Raw genomic sequence first — 18797 nt, 5'->3', positions numbered from 1 at the left:
CATGGAGGTTGCAATGAAAGAAATATCCGGTGTCAGCCGCAGGTGCGCGTTTGCCGCTGCAGCACTTTTTGCCCTAGGGAGTGCCGCGCTGGCCGAGAGCGATCCCGAGTTGGTCGCAAAGCTTCCCGACAGTGTGAAAAGCAGCAAGACGATCCGCGTCGGCTCTCCGATGACGATCCCGCCGCATGTCTACCTTGAGGGTCAGCAACTGACTGGCGTCGCAGTCGATCTGTCGCGCGCGCTCGAGCCGATGCTGGATGTCACCTTTGAATTCCGTGACATGCAATGGCCGGGCATCATTCCGGGCCTGCAAAGCGGTGCGATTGATGTCTCGATGGGGATGATCAGCTTCCGGGAAGACCGCAAGGAAATCCTTAACATGATTCCTTACGTCAATGATGCGCTGTCACTGCTGATTGCCTCCGAAAACACCGAGATCACCGGCGATGAGAAAACCCTGTGCGGCAAGCGCGTGGGTGTGGTGCAGGCCAGCTGGTTCTACGATCTCGCAGAAGGGGCCTCGGCGCGCTGCGTCGAAGGAGGTCTTCCGGCGGTTGAGGTGCTGCAATATTCAGGGAATCCCGGTGTCCTCGCAGCGTTCCAGTCTCGGTCGATAGACGCTTGGGTCCATACCGCGCTCGAGCTTTCGGCTGTAGAGCGGGCTCTGGATGGAACGGCGCGGATCGTCAATATGGAAGGGGATAACTGGGCCACCGGCGCGATCACGATCTCGACGGGCAAGGATCAGCTTGCTCTGGCAGAGGTGCTGCAGGCTGGTCTGAACAAGCTGATAGCGGATGGCAGCTACCAGAGCATCCTCGAAAAGCATGCGGTCGGAACCATGGGGGTAGAGACCTTCAGCATCAATCCCTGAAATGATCACCATGCGGCTGCGAAATAGCCGCCGCATGGCGTTTTCCGGGGGTATTGGCTCGGTGCCGATACCGCTCGTGGCCGGTTCGTTGCTTTTCGCGCTGAGAAAGAAACCTTCGCCAAACGACAGGGGTGCCGGGTCGTATGCCGATGGCGGCTCCTGCCGGAGGAGTGACCCATGGCAAAGGCGGAAAGCCATGAGCAGGAGTGTGAACTGCGAAGGCGCCACTGCTTTTGCGGTTTGCGATGCCAAGTCTTTGGGCTTGACGGGAGGGGGCTGTCCAGATTGTCTGTGCGTGAAGTGAACAGCTCTGTGCGATATCCGGATATCCGGATATCGGGAATTGAGGCAGGCAGGACTGGGGCTGTTCCGCCGAGGGCAGGCGAAACCGGCACCCTTGTCTAGCCGACTGCACTGCACAGAGGGCCGCATAGAGGGAGACGTCAGATTGGCCGAAATTTCGCTCACTGGGGCGCAAATGCTGAATCTGCTTGAACTGGTGACCTTTGACTGTCCGCGTACGACAGCCCAACTGGCCGAAGCGGCGGCGATCAACCGGACCGTCGCCCATCGTCTGCTCAATACTCTTAATGAGCGAGGCTATGTTAGTCGTGACGGAAAGGTCTTCATTCCCGGCCCCATGCTGCGGCGAATGGCCTTGGTGGCCGATCAGTGCGGCATTCCGTTGATTGCGCGCCCGGTTCTCGCGCAACTGTCGGCAGAGCTGGGAGAAAGCATCGTCATGCACAGGATTGATGGTGATGACGCGGTTGTGGTGGAGCAGGCCATCAGCGAGGCCGAGGTGGTGCGGGTGCAGCACCGTGAGGGCGCGCGCCATCCGCTGCCGATGGGAGCCAGCGGGCGGGCGCTCCTGGCCTTTCAGCCCGAGGCGGTCATCAAACGTCATCTCGGACGGGCGGAGGATCCGGTCGAGCTGGGCCGGCTGCTGGCCGCCACGCGCGAAAGCGGTATCGCACGTTCGAAAAATGAACTTCAGCGCGGGGTCGCCGGGCTGGCGGTACCCTTGCATGAACCCGCCGGGATCGTGCGTTACAGTCTCGCGGTTCTGGCTCCGACACAACGCTCTGCCGGGCTTGATACGAAGGTCGGCAAGCTTGTCGAGGCCCAGCGGACTGTTGAAGCCCTGATCGCCGATAAGGGAAGATAGAGCGGGCGGAAGATCATTGCGTATCCCTTCCCGAACGGGACACTGCACGGAAGGCGGGAGCAAGGCACAGCCAGACTGCGGCTGAGACTGTATAGCGGGAAGCTGCGGGTGCCGCCTTGCAGCGGAGCCGGATCTTAAAGGTGATTCCCACGAAATGACCCCGGTCAGAGCAGGGGATTGTCACAAAATACTCAAATCTTGCACATTCAGACCGTTTTTAAGGCAACGTTCGGTCATTTTGCCGGATATCGAACGAAAATGTTCCACAATCGAGCGATCACCGATATGCTCCAGTCAGGAGCTGCCAGAGTGGGCAGCCATGTCCTTTCCTTATACAGAGATGCCGAACGGATTGGTTTCCGATTGGCTATCCCGCTTTTACGGATCGCTGCCATGCAAATCATCGAGAATGATGTCCCCTCCGGCGATCAGGCTGGCATTGCAGATGGTATCGTATCGCTGATCAGCGATGTCGGAACCGCGCGTTTCGAAGACAGTCTGGCAGCGGTGAGCGGTTCGCTGCTGCAATGTCATCAGATCACGGCCTTTTCCTTCAGCGCCGATAAGGTTCCGTGTCGTCTAGGGCTTTTCGCGCAGGAACGGGACAATGAGGTGAAGCGCGCCGCCAAGCGTTACGAGACAATCCATTGGAAGCAGGATCCGTCCAACTTTTTTCTGAGAGATCGCGAGGCTTCGGCCAAGAGCTTCGCCGTTCTGCTGTCAAGGCAGGATATCAAGGATGAGAGTTTTCTTGATGATTGCTACGTCGAACCCGATGTGGGGCACCGGCTGTCGCTGATTTCGGAATTCAACGGGCATCCGGTCAAACTCAGTTTCCATCGCCGAGAATGTCTTGGTCATTTCGACCAGTTGGCCATCAAATCGGCTTTGAACCATGCCCGTTCGCTGATTTCCCTTGTTCTCAAACATGTTGATATCACCAGCAGGTTCCAGTCGCATGAATCGGAGCGTGAAATCTTCGAGAAGGTGCTCGAGACCCGGTATCCCGAGCTTACAAACCGGGAACGCGCGGTCTGCGGCCTTATCGCCATAGGCATGAGTTCCGAAGCGATCGCGCTTACTTTGGGAATCAGTATCAATACGGTTCTGACATTCCGGCGCAGGGCTTATTCACGTTTGAACATTTCGACCCAAAACGAACTGTTGCGGATCCTCTATCGCGCCTGCGCACAGTGGTGACTGGAACTGACCTGCCCCCCGGTGGTCCCTCGTTCATAACGAGAGTCTGCGGGTTTGGGATTGGTAGTTGGGTTGGTCGGTTTGGGCAAGCGCGCCGGGAGCGGAGCTCTCAAATTGCTCAAGCGTCCTGCGCGCCTCGAGCGGCGCTTGGTTGCCGAGCGATGAATGCGGCCTGACGGTGTTGTAATCGTAGCGCCAGAGCGCCAGCTTCCGGCGGGCGTCGTCCAGGGTATCGAAGATCTCCTCGTTCAGAAGCTCGTCGCGCAGGCTGCCGTTGAACGACTCGATGAAGGCGTTCTGCTGTGGCTTGCCTGGATCGATGTAGTGCCAAGGGACGGCGTTCTGATCGGCCCACCTCAGGATGGCTCGACTGGTGAACTCGGTCCCGTTGTCGCTGACGATGCAGGCGGGTTTCCCGTAGATCCTGACCAGCGCATCCAGCTCTCGGGCGACACGAGCGCCCGAGATGCTGGTATCGGCGATCAGGCACAGGTTCTCGCGACAGCAATCGTCGATCACCGCCAGGATGCGGAACTTGCGCGAGGCGCCGAAGCTGTCCGCCAGGAAGTCGAGCGACCAGCGGGCATTGGGACGCGCCGCCTGCGGCATCGGCATGCGTGTGCCGCGGGCCCGCTTGCGCCCGCGTCGTCGCTTCACCGACAGCCCTTCCTCCCGGTAGAGCCGATAGAGCTTCTTGTGGTTCATGATCATGCCCTTGCGTTCGAGCAGCACGCCGATCCGGCGATAGCCGAACCGGCGCCGCTTCCCGGCGATGTCCTTCATCTCCTCGCGGATCTCGGGGCAGTCCGGCGGGCGTGTGCGCCGGACCGTCTTGGGATCGACACCGACAAGCCGGCAGGCCCGGCGCTGCGAGATATCGTGATCCCGCATCGCCCGCAGCGCTGCCTCTCGCCGCTTGGTCAGCGTCGTCAGTTCTTTCCCAGCAGGTCTTTCAGGACGACGTTGTCGAGCATCGTGTCGGCCAGCAGGCGCTTCAGCTTGGCGTTCTCGTCCTCAAGCGCCTTCAGCCTGGCTGCCTCGGATACCTCCATGCCGCCATACTTGGACTTCAGCTTGTAGAACGTCGCCGGGCTAAGGCCATGCCTGCGGCAAACCTCAGCCGTCGGCATCCCGGTCTCCTGTTCTTTGATCATCCCGATAATCTGCGCATCGGTGAAACGGCTCTTTCGCATTCGTCTGCTCCTTCAGGGTTGAGCAGACTCTACATCATGGTGCGGAACTTCGTGGGGGGCAGGTCAATGACCTTGTCCGTATTGGTGTTATAGATACGAACGACCGTCTCCGCTCCGTCCGCTGTAACCATTCCCCTTTCAAGCGCGAAGGGGCCAATCGCGGAACTCATGTTTCCGCAATTGCTCTTGTAATCAACCCTTGCATCCTTCACGGCCACCTGTGCGAAAGTGTAATCGACATCGACGTCGCCTCTTTCGGACGGCGAGACGATGCAAACCTTCGAAAGTGCCGTGATGCCACCACCCATGCCGTCCAGCTGACGCCCGGCGGGATCGGGACTGCCCATCGCGGACAGGAATATCGGATCCCAGTCCGCCTGATCGGCGGGCAGATCGCGGCGATCGAACATGATCGCCTTGCTGGTTCCGCCACGCATGAAGAGTGCGGGTAGACTATGCGACGTCATGGCGTCCTCCCAGGATGTTGATACAGGAGCTCATTGGATGACGGCCTCTTCGCGCATGGCCGCAACATCTTCCTGAGAAAAGCCGAGTTCCTTCATCACCTCGTCGGTGTTTTCGGCAAATTCGGGAACGTGGCTTTCCGGACGGTCGCCAGACGCTATAGCCGACATCTTCAACGGCAGACGCGGGAGTTTCGCCTTCTTGCCTCCTGGCAGGGTCGCTTCCGACATGCGGCCTTCGAAATTAAGCTGAGGGTCATCGAACAGATCACCAGGTACGGCAGCAAGTCCGACCGGGCAGCCGAGAGGCGCCAGCGCCTCGATCAGATCATGCGCCGACAGGCCAGCGGCAATAGAAGCAACGATGGGGCGCAGAGACTGCTTGTTGTCACGTCGCAATTCATTGGTCTTATATTCCGGCACTTCGAGCAGATCTTCGCGGCCGAAGGCCGTGCAGAATGCATGCCATTGCTTGTCGCTGGTCAGGCCGATGAAAACGGAGCGTTCGTCGGCGGTTTCGAAAGTCTCGTAGATGGCCCAAGAGCGCTCGCGCACCGGATAGGGAAGCGCCTTCTTGCCCGTATGCGCTTCGCCCGCCATGTGCTGTCCCATGAAAAACGCTGCCGTTTCGTAAAGCGCGCTTTCGACCTTCTGACCCTTACCGGTGACCTGCCTTTGCAAGATAGCAGCCAGAATACCGATCGTGCCGAACATGCCGCCGCCAATATCAATAATGGAGGTTCCGGCGCGCAAAGGCTGACCGAGCGGGCCGGTCATATAGGCGAGACCCGACATGAACTGCGCAAGCTCGTCCAGACCGGCGCGGTTTTCATAAGGCCCGGGCAGGAAACCTTTCAACGAGCAATAGATGAGCCGGTCATTATAGACCGAAAGCGTCTCATATCCGATGCCAATGCGGTCCGCCGTACCGGCTCTGAAATTCTCGGTCACCACATCCGCCTTGCTGACAAGGCGGCGGACAATCTCCTTGCCCTTTTCGGTCTTGATATCGACGCCGATGCTTTTCTTGAAACGATTGAAATAACCAAAGCTTCCGGCAATATGACCTTTGAGATAACGGGTGCGGTCGCCGGTCGGCAAAGGCTCGACCTTGATTACGTCCGCGCCCAGTTCGGCGAGCAGAAGACCAACCGTCGGTCCCATGGCTATATGGCAGAACTCCACAACCTTGATGCCCGTCAACGGCAGATGCACAGGCTTGCCGGATAATGGTTGGCTGCTCGATGTGGAAAGATTCTGTTGCATTCGGTTTTCCTGTAAATCAGATCTGTTCTGGATTGCGGGTATGCTGGTCGCTTCAGTTTTCCGACGTCCGCCGGTGCAGTTGCGGACTTTCTATCGGCTCTTTCCATGGCTTCGGGCGGCCTTCATAAGCCGGAGGCCCGAGCCTGAAATGCCTTGCTTCGGCGAAAGTCTGAACGAAGGGCATGTTAGGATCGTAAAGTGCCGCACCACGCGGACGCGGCCCCGCTTTCGACACCTGGCTCGTGAGCTTGCGACCGAGTATGTCTTCAAGCAACCATGCAGCTTCGATCAGCACATCGAGATCAATGCCGGTATCAATGCCCATCTCCTCGACCATATTGACGAAGTCCTCGGTCGGCGCCATGCCGGTGGCCTGACCGTTGCCGCAATAGGGGCATCCACCAATGCCGCCAAGCGCAGTATCGACGCGCAGAATGTGCTCCCCCGCAAGAGCGCGAATGCCTGCATAAAGGCTGGTGAGCGCCATGCCGCGCCCGTTATGAACATGCAGCGCAAAATCCCTGATCGCCGACCATCGCTGCCGGATCGCCGCAATCGTTTCTTCGACCAGATGCGGCATGACCCAGCTCATGGGATCGCCCAGGCGGCAGGCATCGACCGTAAACCCGGCTTCAGTCCAGAGATCGTGCTGGCGTTGCAGCATATCCATCAGGTCCGGGAGTGGTACCGGGCCAGTAAAATTCGAACCCCAACAGGCATGAGCAGAGATCGTCGCCGTCTTCAATCCTTTGGCGCGCGCCTTTTCGACAGTGCCCGCCCAGCGGTCGATCTCGTCCTGCTGGCTGCGGTTCCAGTTGCGGCGCGTAAAGACATCACACATATGAACTGTGGTCAGCGCTGCCGTGCCCTGACGATCCATCGAAATCTTGTTGGCGAAGGGGGCTGCGCGCTCCCTGCCTTTTTCATTCGGAATGATGGCTGTGTAGTTGACGCCTTCGACCGGCGTGAAGCGCGCAGCCACCTCGTCGGTCATCGCCATTTGCGGCGTATATTTCGGGCTGACAAAAGAGCCGATCACGATCTGCTTCAACCCGGAGCGAGACAAGATATCAAGCAGCTTGACGCGATCATCTACCGAGATTGATTCATCCTCGATCTGCAAGCCATCGCGCAACGCTTCCTCACGGATATAAATAGTTGGGTATCGGGATAGCATGGTCCAACTCCTCCGCCAGCGCTCCTGCGTCATCGACCGTTCCTCCGGAATCGATAATCAGCGCCTCGAGACAAAAGTGATGGACCAGGACGATTTCGTCCAATATATTATTTATTCTATATTGATACGTTTATCATATCAGGAGGCCCGCCATGGACATAAGGCACCTGCGTTATTTTCTTGCGGTCGCGGAAGAACTCAATTTCCGTCAGGCCGCCGAGCGCCTTCACATCAGCCAGCCGCCGCTCAGCATGCAGATCAAGGCAATGGAGGAAGAGATCGGCGTTCCCCTCTTCGAACGGACACAGCGTAGCGTAAAGCTTTCGCCTGCCGGTGAATTTCTCGTGCCCCATGTGCGCGAAACCATCAGCAAATTCGACCAGACGCGTGAACTCGCCAATCTCGCGGCCCGCGGGGAAGCGGGTCGCCTGCGTGTAGGATTCACCGCTTCCGTGCCGATGCGTCACAGCTTTCCGGCAACGCTGCGGCATTTCCGCGATCTCTATCCCTATGTCAAACAGGAGATTTTCCATTCATCCACGAATGTCCAGCTCGACATGCTCAAGAGCGGCTCACTTGATGTCGGCTTCGTCAGGCTGCCCTATCGCGCGAAAATCGACCCGCATCTGGCCAAGGTCAACATGTGGCGGGACGAATTGATCCTTTATGCGGCGGCGGACAGCAAATGGGGAGAGGAACAGGAACCTGTCCCGATCGAGACACTGGCAGGAGAACCGTTCGTCTCCTTTTCCGCACCTGCCGGATCGTTTGAACAGGTTTCATTTTTGTGCAGTCAGACAGGTTTTCTCCCCAACGTCGTGCAGCACGGCCGCGATGGAACGGCAATTCTCGGATTTGTAGCGGCGGGAGTCGGCGTTGCTATCCTGCCGGACATATACATCCATACGGGCATTTCCGGCATTGTAACCAGAAAGCTGGCAAGCCCTGATACAAAGAGCTTCGTTGTGCTGGCACATCGCAAGGAAGGCTATTCCACCCTTATTGATCAGTTCAAACGCGCAGCAATTGCAGAAACTATGGTTACCAACATTTTGCCCGACGATACACTTTCCGGGCTGGCGATCAATGCAAAGCCGGTCATATAGGTCAAGATTTTTGATGTCCCATCTGCTGCTTTACCAAAGCGGGCGGATAGATCGGTTTCCTTTCAGTCTGGGTCATATCCGCAGGATCTGAAGTAGTCAGTTCTGAACAACGCACTCAGGCGGCGAGCGGTATCCGAAATGGCCGGTTATCGACCACGATGATCCTCAGGATCAGAAGGATGACGCTGGTCCAAAGAGCCCTGATATGGGCGAGGATCTTGCGGATGTTGTGGCCGCAGGCGCAGAGCACGGCGAAGACCGCATCGCCGATGCTGCCCTTGAGGGGGCATCTGGCCAGACGCCCATCCGATTTCATATGGCCGATCTCGGGTTCGATGGCGCTTCGTCGTTTCAGGAGCTTCGCCAGAACCGGGGTAAGGCCGCGCCGCTGGCCGCTGATCAGGACGTGAGAGGTCTCGACCCCGTGGCCGCGATAGCCACGGTCCACGACGACGAGGTCGGGCCTTGTGTCGGTCAGGATTTCGACCTGTTCCAACGCCGGGGCGAGGGTGTGGCCGTCGTAGGGATTGCCGGGAAAGCTGCGGGCACCGACAACGAAGCCGCCATCGAGGGTGGTGACAAGGCTGACTTTGGTGCCGAATTCGTATCGCACCCGAGCCTTGCCCTTGGAGATGCAATCGACCTCGGGCTCATGCAGGGAATAGAGCTTGTCCTTGCTCTTCGGCCCCTGTTCCAGCAGGCGACCGACCCGCGAGAGGGCGTCCAGAACCCTTTCGCGCAAGGGACTTTCAGGGATTTCCTGCAGGTGACAGCGCAGATCCCGACGCGCCCGGCCGGTATACCCCTTGAGCCGACGCAGCGCCTTTTTCATGCGTTTGAACTGGCGGGCATGGGCGTAGCGCCCGACCCGGATCACTAGGCGCGGCGCAAGGCGGGCGTAGCTCTGACGCAGCTCGATCCCGGCCTTGTTCGCCAGGCCGACCAGCAGGGCACGGGCCCGTTCGTAAAGCCGGGCATCCGTCGGATGGGCGATATTCTTTTTCATGACGGTCGTATCGACGGCGATGCGCTTGAGGCTGTCGTCCGTGATCGTCCCGGAAACGCGGCCTGCGTCGATCGTCTTGGTCAGCAGCCATTCCACCCCTTCTTCACCGATTCTTTTGCGCCAACGCACCAGCGAGGAGGGATCGATCGGTGGGCGGTGCTGAAAGAAGGTCTCGCCGGTGAAATGCTGATAGTAGGGGTACTCCACCCAACGCGCGACAACCGCCTCGTCCGACAGCTTGAACGCGTGCTGCAAATACATCAGCCCGGCGACCAGGCGCGGTGACGTTGCCGGACGACCCGTCGTCGAAGGGAAGAACCCGGCCCACTCCCTCTCAAAGAACTCCCAGTCCATCAGGGCGGCGAGCTTCACCAGCTCGTGGCGTGGATCGATCATGCCCACCAGCTTGGGGCGTAGAAGGTCATCTTGTTCGGAGGCGCGGGAATGAGGCTTCATCGCTGACCAGAAATTGCAGGGTTTTTGCGTCCAGATTACGAAACCCTGCGATCCAACGTCAACAAAACCGATAGATCATCACACAATATCAATGTGTTCAGGCTTGTTCAGAACCGACTAACTTGGTGCGCGCCGGGATTGGATGACAAACACCTCGGCGCTCTCGCGTCAGGGGCTTTGCGTAGCTCGCCGATTTCGGTGTAACCTATTGCTACACTTCGATTTCGATTGATTTATGACAGAATTGGTTGCGGGGGCGCACTTCCAGAAATTCTTCCTTTGCATCAGCAGGATTGGCACCATCCAAAGTCCCTTTCAGCATAAGGGATTTCCTCTTGGATGCAAATCGCGCGACGCTGCTCATCGACACGAAGGGTGGCAAGGCCCCGGCGCGGGCCGACCAACAACGGCGCCCTTCTGCGCGCGCTCCATTGGTTCCTCGCCAGGGCAGCGCTCCCCCAGCAGGCGATGCCCGGCTCAGCCTACCACTCTAACTGCTGCTCCAATGCCCGCCCAGTCCCGCCGACATCAAGGCCCATGCCGATCCGTCGATTAGACATGACTATACAAATGAAAAAGACAGGGCCGTAGCCCTGCCCTTATTTGGTGCAGTCAAACTGCTTGTTAACAGTCAGCCGCGGCTTCTGAACCTTATGCTTCACATCACGAAAGCCGGGAGTCAATCCTCATTTTCGATGGAGGGCATGGCGCGATGGCGAGGAAGTCCTGCCACCGGGGCGCATCGCAACCCGGTGGCAGATTTCAGAACCGCAGGCCGACCGCAATTAATCCGAGAATTCTCTCGCTTCATTGCGAAGCGCTCGAGAGCGGTTCGACCATCTCATGCCACAGCTGTGGATATCCGGGCACTTTTGCCAGCCTGATCTTCACAGGGCTCTAGCCTGCTGAGCCGCCCGGTTACGGCTTGGACTCCGAAACCGAGCAGGCAATCATCTGTGGTGCATAACATATGTATTGACTCGTGGCTCAGTTCAATAGACTTTTCTCGTATTAAGGGACTTAATTATTCAAGCTAAGCGGAAGATTGCCATATGCCCACCACCCTCGGAATTGATCTCGGGACATCCTCCATCGGGTGGTCACTGCTGGCAAGCGACCGGCGCATCATCGACCTTGGGGTGATCATTTTCAGCGCCGCAGCCGGCGCAGGGCGGGATCCGCAATCGGGCGCCCCCTTGGCCGAGGGGCGGCGCGAGGCCCGCTCTGCCAGGCGCAGGCGTGACAGGTATATCGGCCGCCGCTCGGCTCTGCTGGGCAAACTGATCACCCTTGGCCTGTTGCCGGGCGACCCGCCGCCAATAGATCGCAGCCGCCGCCGCAACGAGCCTGTCGTGAATGACGAAACCCGTGCGCTGGCGGGACTTGACCCCTATGACCTCCGGCGAAGGGCGCTGTCGGAACCGCTTGTCCCGCATGAAATCGGGCGCCTGATCTTTGCTCTCAACACCCGGCGCGGCTTCAAATCCAACCGAAAGGCGGATCGCGGCCGCAAAGAGGCCGACAGCGGCAAGATCGCGCTTGCCGGCCAGGCCCTGAATGCCGTGCTTGAGGGACGGACCCTGGGGCAGTTTCTGGCCGAACGGATCGACGCCGGTCAACCGGCCCGTGTCCGCATGGGGGGCGAAAATCAAACCTATGACTTCTACCCGCAACGCAACCATCTCGAGGACGAATTCAACCGTATCTGGGAGGCGCAGGCAGCCTTCAGCCCTGCCCTTCTGACCGAGGCCGCACGCGAGGAGATCCAGCGCATCCTCTTTTTCCAGCGCCCGCTGAAAGAGCCGGTGATCGGCCCCTGCACCTTTGCCGGTATGAACGGCGTACCCGAAGGGGAAAAGCGGCTAGCCAAAGCACATCCGCTGTTTCAGGAGCGTCGACTTTACGAGGAGGTCAACCATCTGCGCATCGTCTCGGCGGGGTCGGCGGGGCGCGAATTGACCTTGGGTGAGCGCGACGCCTTGCTCATGGTGCTGCGCGACAAGAAGAAAGTGACCTACAAGACGCTCGCCAAGACCCTGAAACTGGCCGAGGGCGAGCGGTTCAACAAGGAAACCGAGGCCCGCAAAGACATGGCCGGCGATGAGGTCCGCGCCGAGATGTCGGACAAGAAGCGGTTCGGCAGCCTCTGGCCGCATTTCCCGCTGGAGCGGCAGTTGCAGATCCTCGACCGGGTTCAGAACGAGGAAAACCCCGAAACACTGCTGTCATGGCTGCAATCGGAATGCGGGCTGGATGCGGCAGCGGCGCAGGCGGTGGCAAAAGCGAACCTACCCGAAGGCCATGGCCGTTTTGGCGAAACCGCAACGCGGGCGCTGATCGCGGCATTGAAGGCCGGGGTCATCACCTATGACAAGGCGGCCGTCGTGGCGGGCTTTCATCACAGCGACCATCGCAGCGGCGAAGTGTTCGACACCCTGCCCTATTACGGCCAGATCCTGACCCGAGAGATTACTCCAGGCAAACCGGAATATGGCGATGAATTGGAACGCCAGTTCGGCAAGGTGACCAACCCGACCGTGCACATCGGCCTGCGCCAGTTGCAAAAGCTTGTGAATGCTGTGATCGCCCGCCATGGCAAACCCGACCGGATCGTCATCGAACTGGCGCGCGAACTGAAGCTGAACGACAAGCAAAAGAAAGAGCATCAGGACCGCATCCGCCGCGACACCGCCGCCGCGCAGCGGCGCAGCAACGCGCTGATCGAGGCCGACCGTCCCGATACCGGCGCCAACCGGGCACTGTTGAAGCAATGGGAGGAACTGAACCCCTCTAATATGCTCGACCGGCGCTGCCCTTATTGCGGCGAGCCGATCGGCATGGGGCAGCTCTTCAACGGCTTGGTCGATATCGACCACATCATTCCCTATTCCATCTCGCTGGATGACAGCCCCTCGAACAAGGTGCTGGCGCATCGCGCCTGCAACCGGCACAAGGGCAATATGACGCCCTGGCGCAAATGGGGGCATGACCCGGAGGCCTGGGAAAAGATCGCGGTGCAGGTTGCGCGGATGCATCGGTCAAAACAATGGCGCTTTGGCCCCGATGCCGAAGAACGGATGGAGCGTGATGGCGGTTTTGCGGCGCGGCAACTGACCGATACGCAGTATCTGGCGCGGATCGCCGGCAAATATCTGCGCAGCCTCTATCCCACTGCCGAGGATGGCCGCGTCGATGTCATCCCTGGCCGCATGACCGCGATGCTGCGCCGGGTCTGGGGGCTGGACAGCCTGCTGCCCGACCACAATTTTGTGGAAAACAAGCATTCCAACGCGCCGAAAAACCGGCTCGACCATCGGCACCATGCGATTGACGCCACGGTTGCCGCCGTCACCAGCCTGTCCCTGATGCAGCGCATTGCCACAGCAGCCGCAAGGGCCGAAGCGCAGGAGCTGGACCGGATTTTCGAGGATCTGCCCCAACCCTGGCACGGGTTTCGCGAAGACCTCGGCGCAAGGCTTGCCCGCACCATTGCCGCGCATAAGCCAGACCATGGGAGAGCCGCAAAGCCCTCGCGTCACCGTGATGTGACGGCTGGAAAGCTGCACAATGATACCGCCTACGGGCTGACCGGCCTGACGACGACCGATGGCAAAACCCCGATTGTTGTGCATCGCGTCCCGCTGACCTTGCTGAAGCCTGCGCAGATCGCGGATCCCGACAGCATCCCGGACCAAGCCCTGCGCATGGCGCTGTGGCTGGCGACGCGCGATTGTACCGGCAAGGCCTTCGACCAGGCATTGGCGAAATTTGCGGCGGAACATCCGGTGTTCAGAGGCATTCGCCGTGTGCGCCTGCGCGAGCCGCTCAATGTGATCCCGATCCGCGACAAGGAAGGTAAAGCCTACAAAGGCTATGCCGGGGCCTCCAATGATCGTTACAATGTCTGGCATATGCCAGACGCATCCTGGCGCCATGATGTCGTATCAACCTTCAACGCGCATCAGAACGGCTATCACGACATCCGCCCTCACCCTGCGGCAAAAAAAGTTCTTTCGCTGCGCCAGAACGATGTGATCGCGATAGAGCGCAACAACGGACCTCGGGAGATCATGCGGGTAGTCAAGTTCAACCAGGCCGGCAGATTGACTCTTTCCCCGCCCAATGAGGGTGGCAAACTGCAAGAACGGGATGGGACGGCCAACGACATCGACCCGTTCAAATACGTCTATCTCTCACCCAGCTCGCTGAAAAAAGCCCGCGCCCGACAGGTTCGGATTGATCCCCTTGGCCGGGTCTTCGACCCCGGCCCCCGCGAGTAGGAGGGCAGAGAGATGGATCGCATCGTCGATATCGCCAGTGATGGCCTCCATCTCTCCCTTCATCGCGGTTTCCTGCTGTTGGAAAAAGACCGTAGCGAAGTTGGCCGCGTCGCCCTTGACGACATTTACGCGCTGATCATCCATGCCCACGGGGTCACCTGGAGCGGCACCATCGTCGCGGCGCTGGCCGAGCGCGGTGCCCCTATCGTCTGGTGCAACACATCCCACAGCCCGGTGGCCGTCACCCTGCCCCTGCAGGGCCATCACGCTCAGAATGCGCGGATGCAGGCGCAGATCGCCGCCTCGACGCCCCTGATGAAGCAGATCTGGCGCCGGATCGTTTCGGCCAAGATCACGATGCAGGGCGCGCTGCTGACGGCCCGCGGGATCAGTGGGGCCGAAGCCTTCCCCTTCATGGCAAAGCGGGTCAGCTCGGGCGACAAGGAGAATCTCGAAGCCCAGGCAGCGCGGCGCTACTGGCCTTTGCTGATGGGGCCAGATTTCCGGCGCAACCGCGATGCGGGTGACGTGAATGCGCTGCTGAATTACGGCTATGCGGTGATGCGCGCGACCTGCGCTCGTGCCATTGTCGCCGCAGGCCTGCATCCCACCCTGGGCGTGCAGCATTCGAACAGGGGCAATGCTTTCGCGCTTGCGGACGACCTGATCGAACCATTTCGCCCGCTGGTGGATGCCCTGGCCGAAAGCATGATGCGCGAAGGCATCAACCGGCTGGGCCCGCAGCAAAAACGCCGCTTCGCCCGGCTGATCGCCTTTGATCTGCGCATCGCCGGGGAGACTTCGCCGGTTGCCATTGCCGCAACCCGGCTGGCGCAATCCCTTGCCAGAGCCTTTGAGACCGGGCGCGCCGATCTGATCCTCTTCGACCCGCCATCCGCCCTGGACTGGGCGGTGATCGGTCGCGTCACCGAGGCGGATCCATGAAGAAAACCCAATCCTCGCACCTGAGCGGATACCGTCTGATGTGGATTTTCGTGATGTTCGACCTGCCGGTGGGCAGCAAGAAGGAGATGAGGGACGCGACAAAATTCCGGGAATTTCTGCTGGATCAAGGCTTCGAGATGAGCCAGTTCTCGATCTACGCGCGTTTCTGCAATGGCAAGGACAGCTACGAGTCGTATCTGAAACGGATCGAAAGTAATCTGCCAAAGAAAGGTGAGATCCATGTCCTCACATTCACCGACAAACAATACGAGGGAATCGTCCGATTCTCGAGCCAACGCCATCGCCGCCCCCGCGAAAACCCGGACCAGCTGGCACTGTTCTAGTTATGTCCAGAATTTGGCATCAGCCGGATGTGTTGTTTTTTTATTGCATAACAATGAATTACCAACACATCCAGCTTAGCCGTTCAGAAGCCGCAGGCCAACCGCAACGAAGGGGTATTGCGAAAACTCCGCCGGATAAGCTTAGCCGTTCAGAAGCCGCAGGCCAACCGCAACCAAATAGTAAAGCAGGTGTCCATACAATATAGCTTAGCCGTTCAGAAGCCGCAGGCCAACCGCAACTTGAAACACGCGCGAGGCGAAGCCCGCCGTAGCTTAGCCGTTCAGAAGCCGCAGGCCAACCGCAACGCGCCCCGACGACGAGCGTTTCACCAGCCTAGCTTAGCCGTTCAGAAGCCGCAGGCCAACCGCAACCCGACCTCCGGCAACGACCAGTTCACCCTCAGCTTAGCCGTTCAGAAGCCGCAGGCCAACCGCAACCGAAAACGCGGTCTGTGCATAGCGGCAATCAGCTTAGCCGTTCAGAAGCCGCAGGCCAGCCCCGCGCCCAGGTCGCGGTGCGATGCCGCGACCAGATCGCGCCGCGCGATGGCGGTCATGACCAGCGCGGTGATCGCGAACCGGTAGAAGATCAGCAGCAGCACCGGCGCATGGGCCAGCACGCCCTTGGCGACCGGATAGCTGGCGCCCCAGACCACCGCGACGCCCAGCACTGCAAGATCGGCCCAGAGCAAAGCCCGGCCGGGCGAGGGGGTAACGGGGGACGGGGACATGGGAAACCTCGGGGCTGATGGCATCATCAGCGAGCTAGAGGATCCTGCCCTGTGCGGGATAGAACGAAAGTGCGGTCCTCAGCCCCGCGTATAGGCGGCGGGGGTGGTGCCGGTGATCGCCGCGAAATGGCGGCCCATATGGCTTTGATCGGCAAAGCCGGTCTCGGCCGCCGCCGCCGCGGGCGCCACGCCCTGGCCCAGCAGCACCTTCACCTGGGCGATGCGGCGCTGCAGGTGCCAGGCATGCGGCGGCAGGCCGGTCGCACGGCGAAAAGCGTCGATGGTCTGACGACGGCGCAGGCCGGTGATCCGGCAGATCGAGGAGTTCACCTTCGATGACACCCCGATCAACGAGACCCTGGCGCGCAACCTGGCCGACGGGCCTTGCCATGGTTCCCCGAACCAGCGGCAGAATCCATGGCTCGATTCTCAGCCAGCAGCGCAAGGTCGTGCTGGTCGGCGGCACCGGGACCGGCAAGACCTATATCTCCGTGGCGATCGCGCACGCCGTCATCCGCAACGCTGCCCGGGGCAGGTTCCTCAATGTCGTCGATCTGGTGAACGGGCTGGAGGCCGAGGCCCGTGCAGGACGGGCGGGTCGGCTTGCAGAACATCTGATGCGGCTCGACTTCGTCATCCTCGATGAACTCGGATACCTCCCGTTCGCGCAGTCCGGCGGCCAGTTGCGGTTCCATCTGTCGAGCCAAGCTCTACGAGCAGACCTCCGTCATCGTCACCACCAACCTCGCATTCGGGGCGTGGCCGACCGTCTTCGGGGACGCGAAGATGGCCACCGCGCTGCTCGATCGGCTCACCCATCACGGCCCTTGGCCATCGCGCTCGAACGGATGGCGCCGCGATGGCTCGACGTCGAGACCGGAAACGACAGCCGGCGTATCGAAACACGAGCCTGAACGCGCTGCGAAACGCAGGCCCCCGTCGGCTGCGCCAGTTGCAAAGCTACGCCGCCACCGGCCTGCTCACCCGGGCGCCAGAGGCCGAACTTTGGGCCCCCGATCAGGGGGCGCCATTCAATGACGATTGACAGTTGAGGGCCCGGGAGGCTGATCCGGCCGCAGCGCGCCCTCTCGTCGTCCAGATCATCGCTGGCGAGGGAGGAGATGAAATCCCCGTCCCGCTTCCGCGCCATGAAGGCCGCGCGCAACGCCCGTGCTCGCCCCCTCGACCTCGCCCTCGCGCAGCCTGCCGCGCCCGATGCCGAAGCTCGGATGGCCACCGGCAGCATCCGGGTCGGGCGGGTTCGAGACCATGTTGAGGTATTGCGGCCGTAGATCGTGTCCTGGGGGCCGCGCAGCACCTCTGTCGGGCCGATGTCCAGAAGGGTGTCGCCGAAGGCCTGGCTGGTGCCAAAGCTCACGCCATCATGAAACCCACGGTGGGATCGCTTTCGATCAGGGCCGAGCCGATGCCGCGAACGGCCAGGTAACTGGTATAGAGCCGGAGAGTGAGCGGGCCGAAGGTCAGGCCCGGCTGGGCGGCAAGCACGGTCTCGCGCTGGAGGGGCCGACCTCCAGCGCCTCGCCGGAAAGCAAGGCGACGCTTCCCGGAAAATCGGCGGCATTTTCCGTGCGTTTCTGCGCATGGATGACGATTGTGTCCAACATGGTCGCATCCTGCTGCCCACCGCCGCGATCCACGGAAAAGATTTGATACGCATGTCTCGCCCCCGTTCACATTCCGCGCCGAGCCTGATGTCGAGGCGCCGGACTCCGCGAGCGCAGACAGATATTCGAAGCACGAACTACTTATGATCTTCGTCGGGACCCTGGCGGTCACAGTCGGGGTCGCCAGAGTCGGGGTCGCCAGAATCCGAACAGCCAGGATCCGGGCCGCCGGGTTTCAGCCTGCCCGGGGCATAGCCGAAATGGCGTCGGAACGCGGCGGTGAAGTTCGGCGCATGGTCGTAGCCCGCAAGCCAGGCCGCCTGAGCCACGCTCATCCCGTCGCGCAGGATCGCGTCGCGCCCGGCCGACATCCGCCGCCCCAGCGCATATTCGCGCAAGGTCTGGCCGAAGGCCGCGCGGAAGTCGCGGCCCAGGGCGCTTTCGCTGATGCCATGACCGCGCGCCAGCGCCGCCGCGGCGACCTTGCCCGGCGAGAGGTCGACCTGGCGGCGGATCTCGACCATCCGCTCCATCTGGCGCGGCCCGCCCTGCACCGGCTCGAAACAGCCGATCAGCACCTGCAACAGGCGCAGGGCATCCGTCCGCAACCGGGTCTCGGCCCCCAGCCCCTGCGCCGCCAGGGCGCAGAAGCGTCCAGCCCCGGGCGCGCAGGGCGCGGTCGAGCTTCTGGCGGCGGTAGAGACCGGGCTCTCGATCACGCGGCGCGTCGCGGCAAGGGCGGGATCGGAACGCTCGCGATCCGCGATCCATTGCGGCGAGACCAGCAGTTCGACCACCCGCACCGGGCGCCCCCGGCGTCCTGCAAGCCCCCTGATGCGCGAAGATCCGAACAGATTCGGACCGCCGGTGAGGGGCGGGATTTTGCACCGACTCGGCGAAGAGCAAAAGGCTTTGCCCCGATGCACACCCCGAAGGCCGAGGGTCCGGCCGGGCCTTCCCGG

Annotated in this window: 15 protein-coding genes, 2 pseudogenes and 1 CRISPR repeat array; of the genes and pseudogenes, 8 read left to right on the top strand and 9 right to left on the bottom strand. The window is 60.7% G+C overall.

All coding sequences use genetic code 11. From position 1 onward, the window contains the following. The first annotated feature begins 13 nt into the window (after positions 1–13). From ABNX41_RS17200 to ABNX41_RS17190, 3 genes are all read left to right on the top strand, one after another. Positions 14–874 carry a transporter substrate-binding domain-containing protein gene (locus tag ABNX41_RS17200; protein WP_438670939.1) on the top strand — a complete coding sequence of 287 codons (861 nt, stop codon included), beginning with the start codon at positions 14–16 and terminating at the stop codon, positions 872–874. 478 nt (positions 875–1352) lie between these two features. Continuing rightward, complete coding sequence (locus ABNX41_RS17195; protein ID WP_438670938.1) at positions 1353–2042, top strand: IclR family transcriptional regulator; 690 nt, start codon at positions 1353–1355, stop codon at positions 2040–2042. Positions 2043–2435: 393 nt separating this feature from the next. Beyond that, entirely contained in the window at positions 2436–3242 is an 807-nt protein-coding gene (locus ABNX41_RS17190) for a helix-turn-helix transcriptional regulator (RefSeq protein ID WP_438670937.1), read from the top strand. 33 nt (positions 3243–3275) lie between these two features. Here the strand turns inward: ABNX41_RS17190 and ABNX41_RS17185 are convergent. From ABNX41_RS17185 to ABNX41_RS17170, 4 genes are all read right to left on the bottom strand, one after another. Beyond that, positions 3276–4435, bottom strand: a protein-coding gene (locus tag ABNX41_RS17185; protein WP_438670936.1) for an IS3 family transposase whose coding sequence is annotated in 2 segments (ribosomal slippage) — positions 3276–4186 and positions 4186–4435 — 1161 coding nt in all. Because the reading frame shifts where the segments join, the coding sequence is not laid out codon by codon here. A 29-nt stretch (positions 4436–4464) separates the two neighbouring features. After that, positions 4465–4902, bottom strand: coding sequence for a PrpF domain-containing protein (locus ABNX41_RS17180; protein WP_438670935.1), 438 nt, complete (start codon positions 4900–4902; stop codon positions 4465–4467). 30 nt (positions 4903–4932) lie between these two features. After that, positions 4933–6165 carry a CaiB/BaiF CoA transferase family protein gene (locus ABNX41_RS17175; protein WP_438670934.1) on the bottom strand — a complete coding sequence of 411 codons (1233 nt, stop codon included), beginning with the start codon at positions 6163–6165 and terminating at the stop codon, positions 4933–4935. A gap of 52 nt (positions 6166–6217) precedes the next feature. Continuing rightward, positions 6218–7375, bottom strand: coding sequence for a hydroxymethylglutaryl-CoA lyase-like TIM-barrel protein (locus ABNX41_RS17170; protein WP_438670933.1), 1158 nt, complete (start codon positions 7373–7375; stop codon positions 6218–6220). 119 nt (positions 7376–7494) lie between these two features. Between ABNX41_RS17170 and ABNX41_RS17165 the strand changes: the two genes are divergently transcribed. Then, the gene (locus tag ABNX41_RS17165) at positions 7495–8448 is read left to right on the top strand and encodes a LysR family transcriptional regulator (protein ID WP_438670932.1); all 954 of its coding nucleotides are present in this window, start codon (positions 7495–7497) and stop codon (positions 8446–8448) included. 115 nt (positions 8449–8563) lie between these two features. On the opposite strand, the gene ABNX41_RS17160 is transcribed toward ABNX41_RS17165, so the two are convergent. Next, a complete protein-coding gene (locus ABNX41_RS17160) occupies positions 8564–9910 on the bottom strand; it encodes an IS5 family transposase (protein ID WP_438670931.1) in 1347 nt (448 codons plus the stop codon). Between the two features lie 1052 nt (positions 9911–10962). Here ABNX41_RS17160 and cas9 point away from each other — a divergent pair. Genes cas9 through cas2 form a run of 3 tightly spaced genes read left to right on the top strand, consistent with a single transcriptional unit; the run spans position 10963 to position 15479 of the window. Further along, positions 10963–14190 (top strand): type II CRISPR RNA-guided endonuclease Cas9, encoded by a 3228-nt coding sequence (gene cas9 / locus ABNX41_RS17155; RefSeq protein WP_438670930.1) that lies wholly within the window; start codon positions 10963–10965, stop codon positions 14188–14190. A gap of 12 nt (positions 14191–14202) precedes the next feature. After that, positions 14203–15135 (top strand): type II CRISPR-associated endonuclease Cas1, encoded by a 933-nt coding sequence (cas1, locus tag ABNX41_RS17150; RefSeq protein ID WP_438670929.1) that lies wholly within the window; start codon positions 14203–14205, stop codon positions 15133–15135. After that, positions 15132–15479, top strand: coding sequence for a CRISPR-associated endonuclease Cas2 (gene cas2, locus ABNX41_RS17145; RefSeq protein WP_438670928.1), 348 nt, complete (start codon positions 15132–15134; stop codon positions 15477–15479). Before cas1 ends, cas2 begins: the two co-directional genes overlap by 4 nt. Positions 15480–15551: 72 nt before the next feature. Then, positions 15552–15983: a CRISPR direct-repeat array (repeat unit 36 nt; unit sequence AGCTTAGCCGTTCAGAAGCCGCAGGCCAACCGCAAC). A gap of 50 nt (positions 15984–16033) precedes the next feature. On the opposite strand, the pseudogene ABNX41_RS17140 reads toward cas2, so the two are convergent. Further along, positions 16034–16210: pseudogene (locus ABNX41_RS17140) on the bottom strand (hypothetical protein); the annotation flags it as partial. A 78-nt stretch (positions 16211–16288) separates the two neighbouring features. Then, on the bottom strand, positions 16289–16540 hold the full coding sequence (locus tag ABNX41_RS17135; RefSeq protein ID WP_438670927.1) for a helix-turn-helix domain-containing protein: 252 nt from the start codon (positions 16538–16540) through the stop codon (positions 16289–16291). Between ABNX41_RS17135 and ABNX41_RS17130 the strand changes: the two are divergent. Further along, positions 16512–17032: pseudogene (locus tag ABNX41_RS17130) on the top strand (ATP-binding protein); the annotation flags it as partial. The gene ABNX41_RS17135 and the pseudogene ABNX41_RS17130 sit on opposite strands and share 29 nt — an antisense overlap. A 552-nt stretch (positions 17033–17584) precedes the next feature. Here ABNX41_RS17130 and ABNX41_RS17125 read toward each other — a convergent pair. Both ABNX41_RS17125 and ABNX41_RS17120 read right to left on the bottom strand, forming a co-directional pair. After that, positions 17585–17716, bottom strand: coding sequence for a hypothetical protein (locus ABNX41_RS17125; protein WP_438670926.1), 132 nt, complete (start codon positions 17714–17716; stop codon positions 17585–17587). Positions 17717–17972: 256 nt separating this feature from the next. Beyond that, positions 17973–18638 (bottom strand): helix-turn-helix transcriptional regulator, encoded by a 666-nt coding sequence (locus ABNX41_RS17120; protein ID WP_438670925.1) that lies wholly within the window; start codon positions 18636–18638, stop codon positions 17973–17975. Positions 18639–18797: the final 159 nt, after the last annotated feature.

It is taken from the genome of Pseudogemmobacter sonorensis (genome assembly GCF_042762395.1).
In the GTDB taxonomy this organism is placed as follows: Bacteria; Pseudomonadota; Alphaproteobacteria; order Rhodobacterales; family Rhodobacteraceae; genus Pseudogemmobacter; species Pseudogemmobacter sonorensis.
This window is presented reverse-complemented; position numbering and strand designations above follow the sequence as displayed.

Coding starts and splice junctions, on each gene's coding strand:
- ABNX41_RS17165 (WP_438670932.1), top strand. CDS start 7,495: ATGGACATAAGGCACCTGCGTTATTTTCTTGCGGTCGCGGAAGAACTC.
- ABNX41_RS17180 (WP_438670935.1), bottom strand. CDS start 4,902: ATGACGTCGCATAGTCTACCCGCACTCTTCATGCGTGGCGGAACCAGC.
- ABNX41_RS17190 (WP_438670937.1), top strand. CDS start 2,436: ATGCAAATCATCGAGAATGATGTCCCCTCCGGCGATCAGGCTGGCATT.
- cas2 (WP_438670928.1), top strand. CDS start 15,132: ATGAAGAAAACCCAATCCTCGCACCTGAGCGGATACCGTCTGATGTGG.
- cas1 (WP_438670929.1), top strand. CDS start 14,203: ATGGATCGCATCGTCGATATCGCCAGTGATGGCCTCCATCTCTCCCTT.
- ABNX41_RS17195 (WP_438670938.1), top strand. CDS start 1,353: ATGCTGAATCTGCTTGAACTGGTGACCTTTGACTGTCCGCGTACGACA.
- ABNX41_RS17170 (WP_438670933.1), bottom strand. CDS start 7,375: ATGACGCAGGAGCGCTGGCGGAGGAGTTGGACCATGCTATCCCGATAC.
- cas9 (WP_438670930.1), top strand. CDS start 10,963: ATGCCCACCACCCTCGGAATTGATCTCGGGACATCCTCCATCGGGTGG.
- ABNX41_RS17175 (WP_438670934.1), bottom strand. CDS start 6,165: ATGCAACAGAATCTTTCCACATCGAGCAGCCAACCATTATCCGGCAAG.
- ABNX41_RS17160 (WP_438670931.1), bottom strand. CDS start 9,910: ATGAAGCCTCATTCCCGCGCCTCCGAACAAGATGACCTTCTACGCCCC.
- ABNX41_RS17200 (WP_438670939.1), top strand. CDS start 14: ATGAAAGAAATATCCGGTGTCAGCCGCAGGTGCGCGTTTGCCGCTGCA.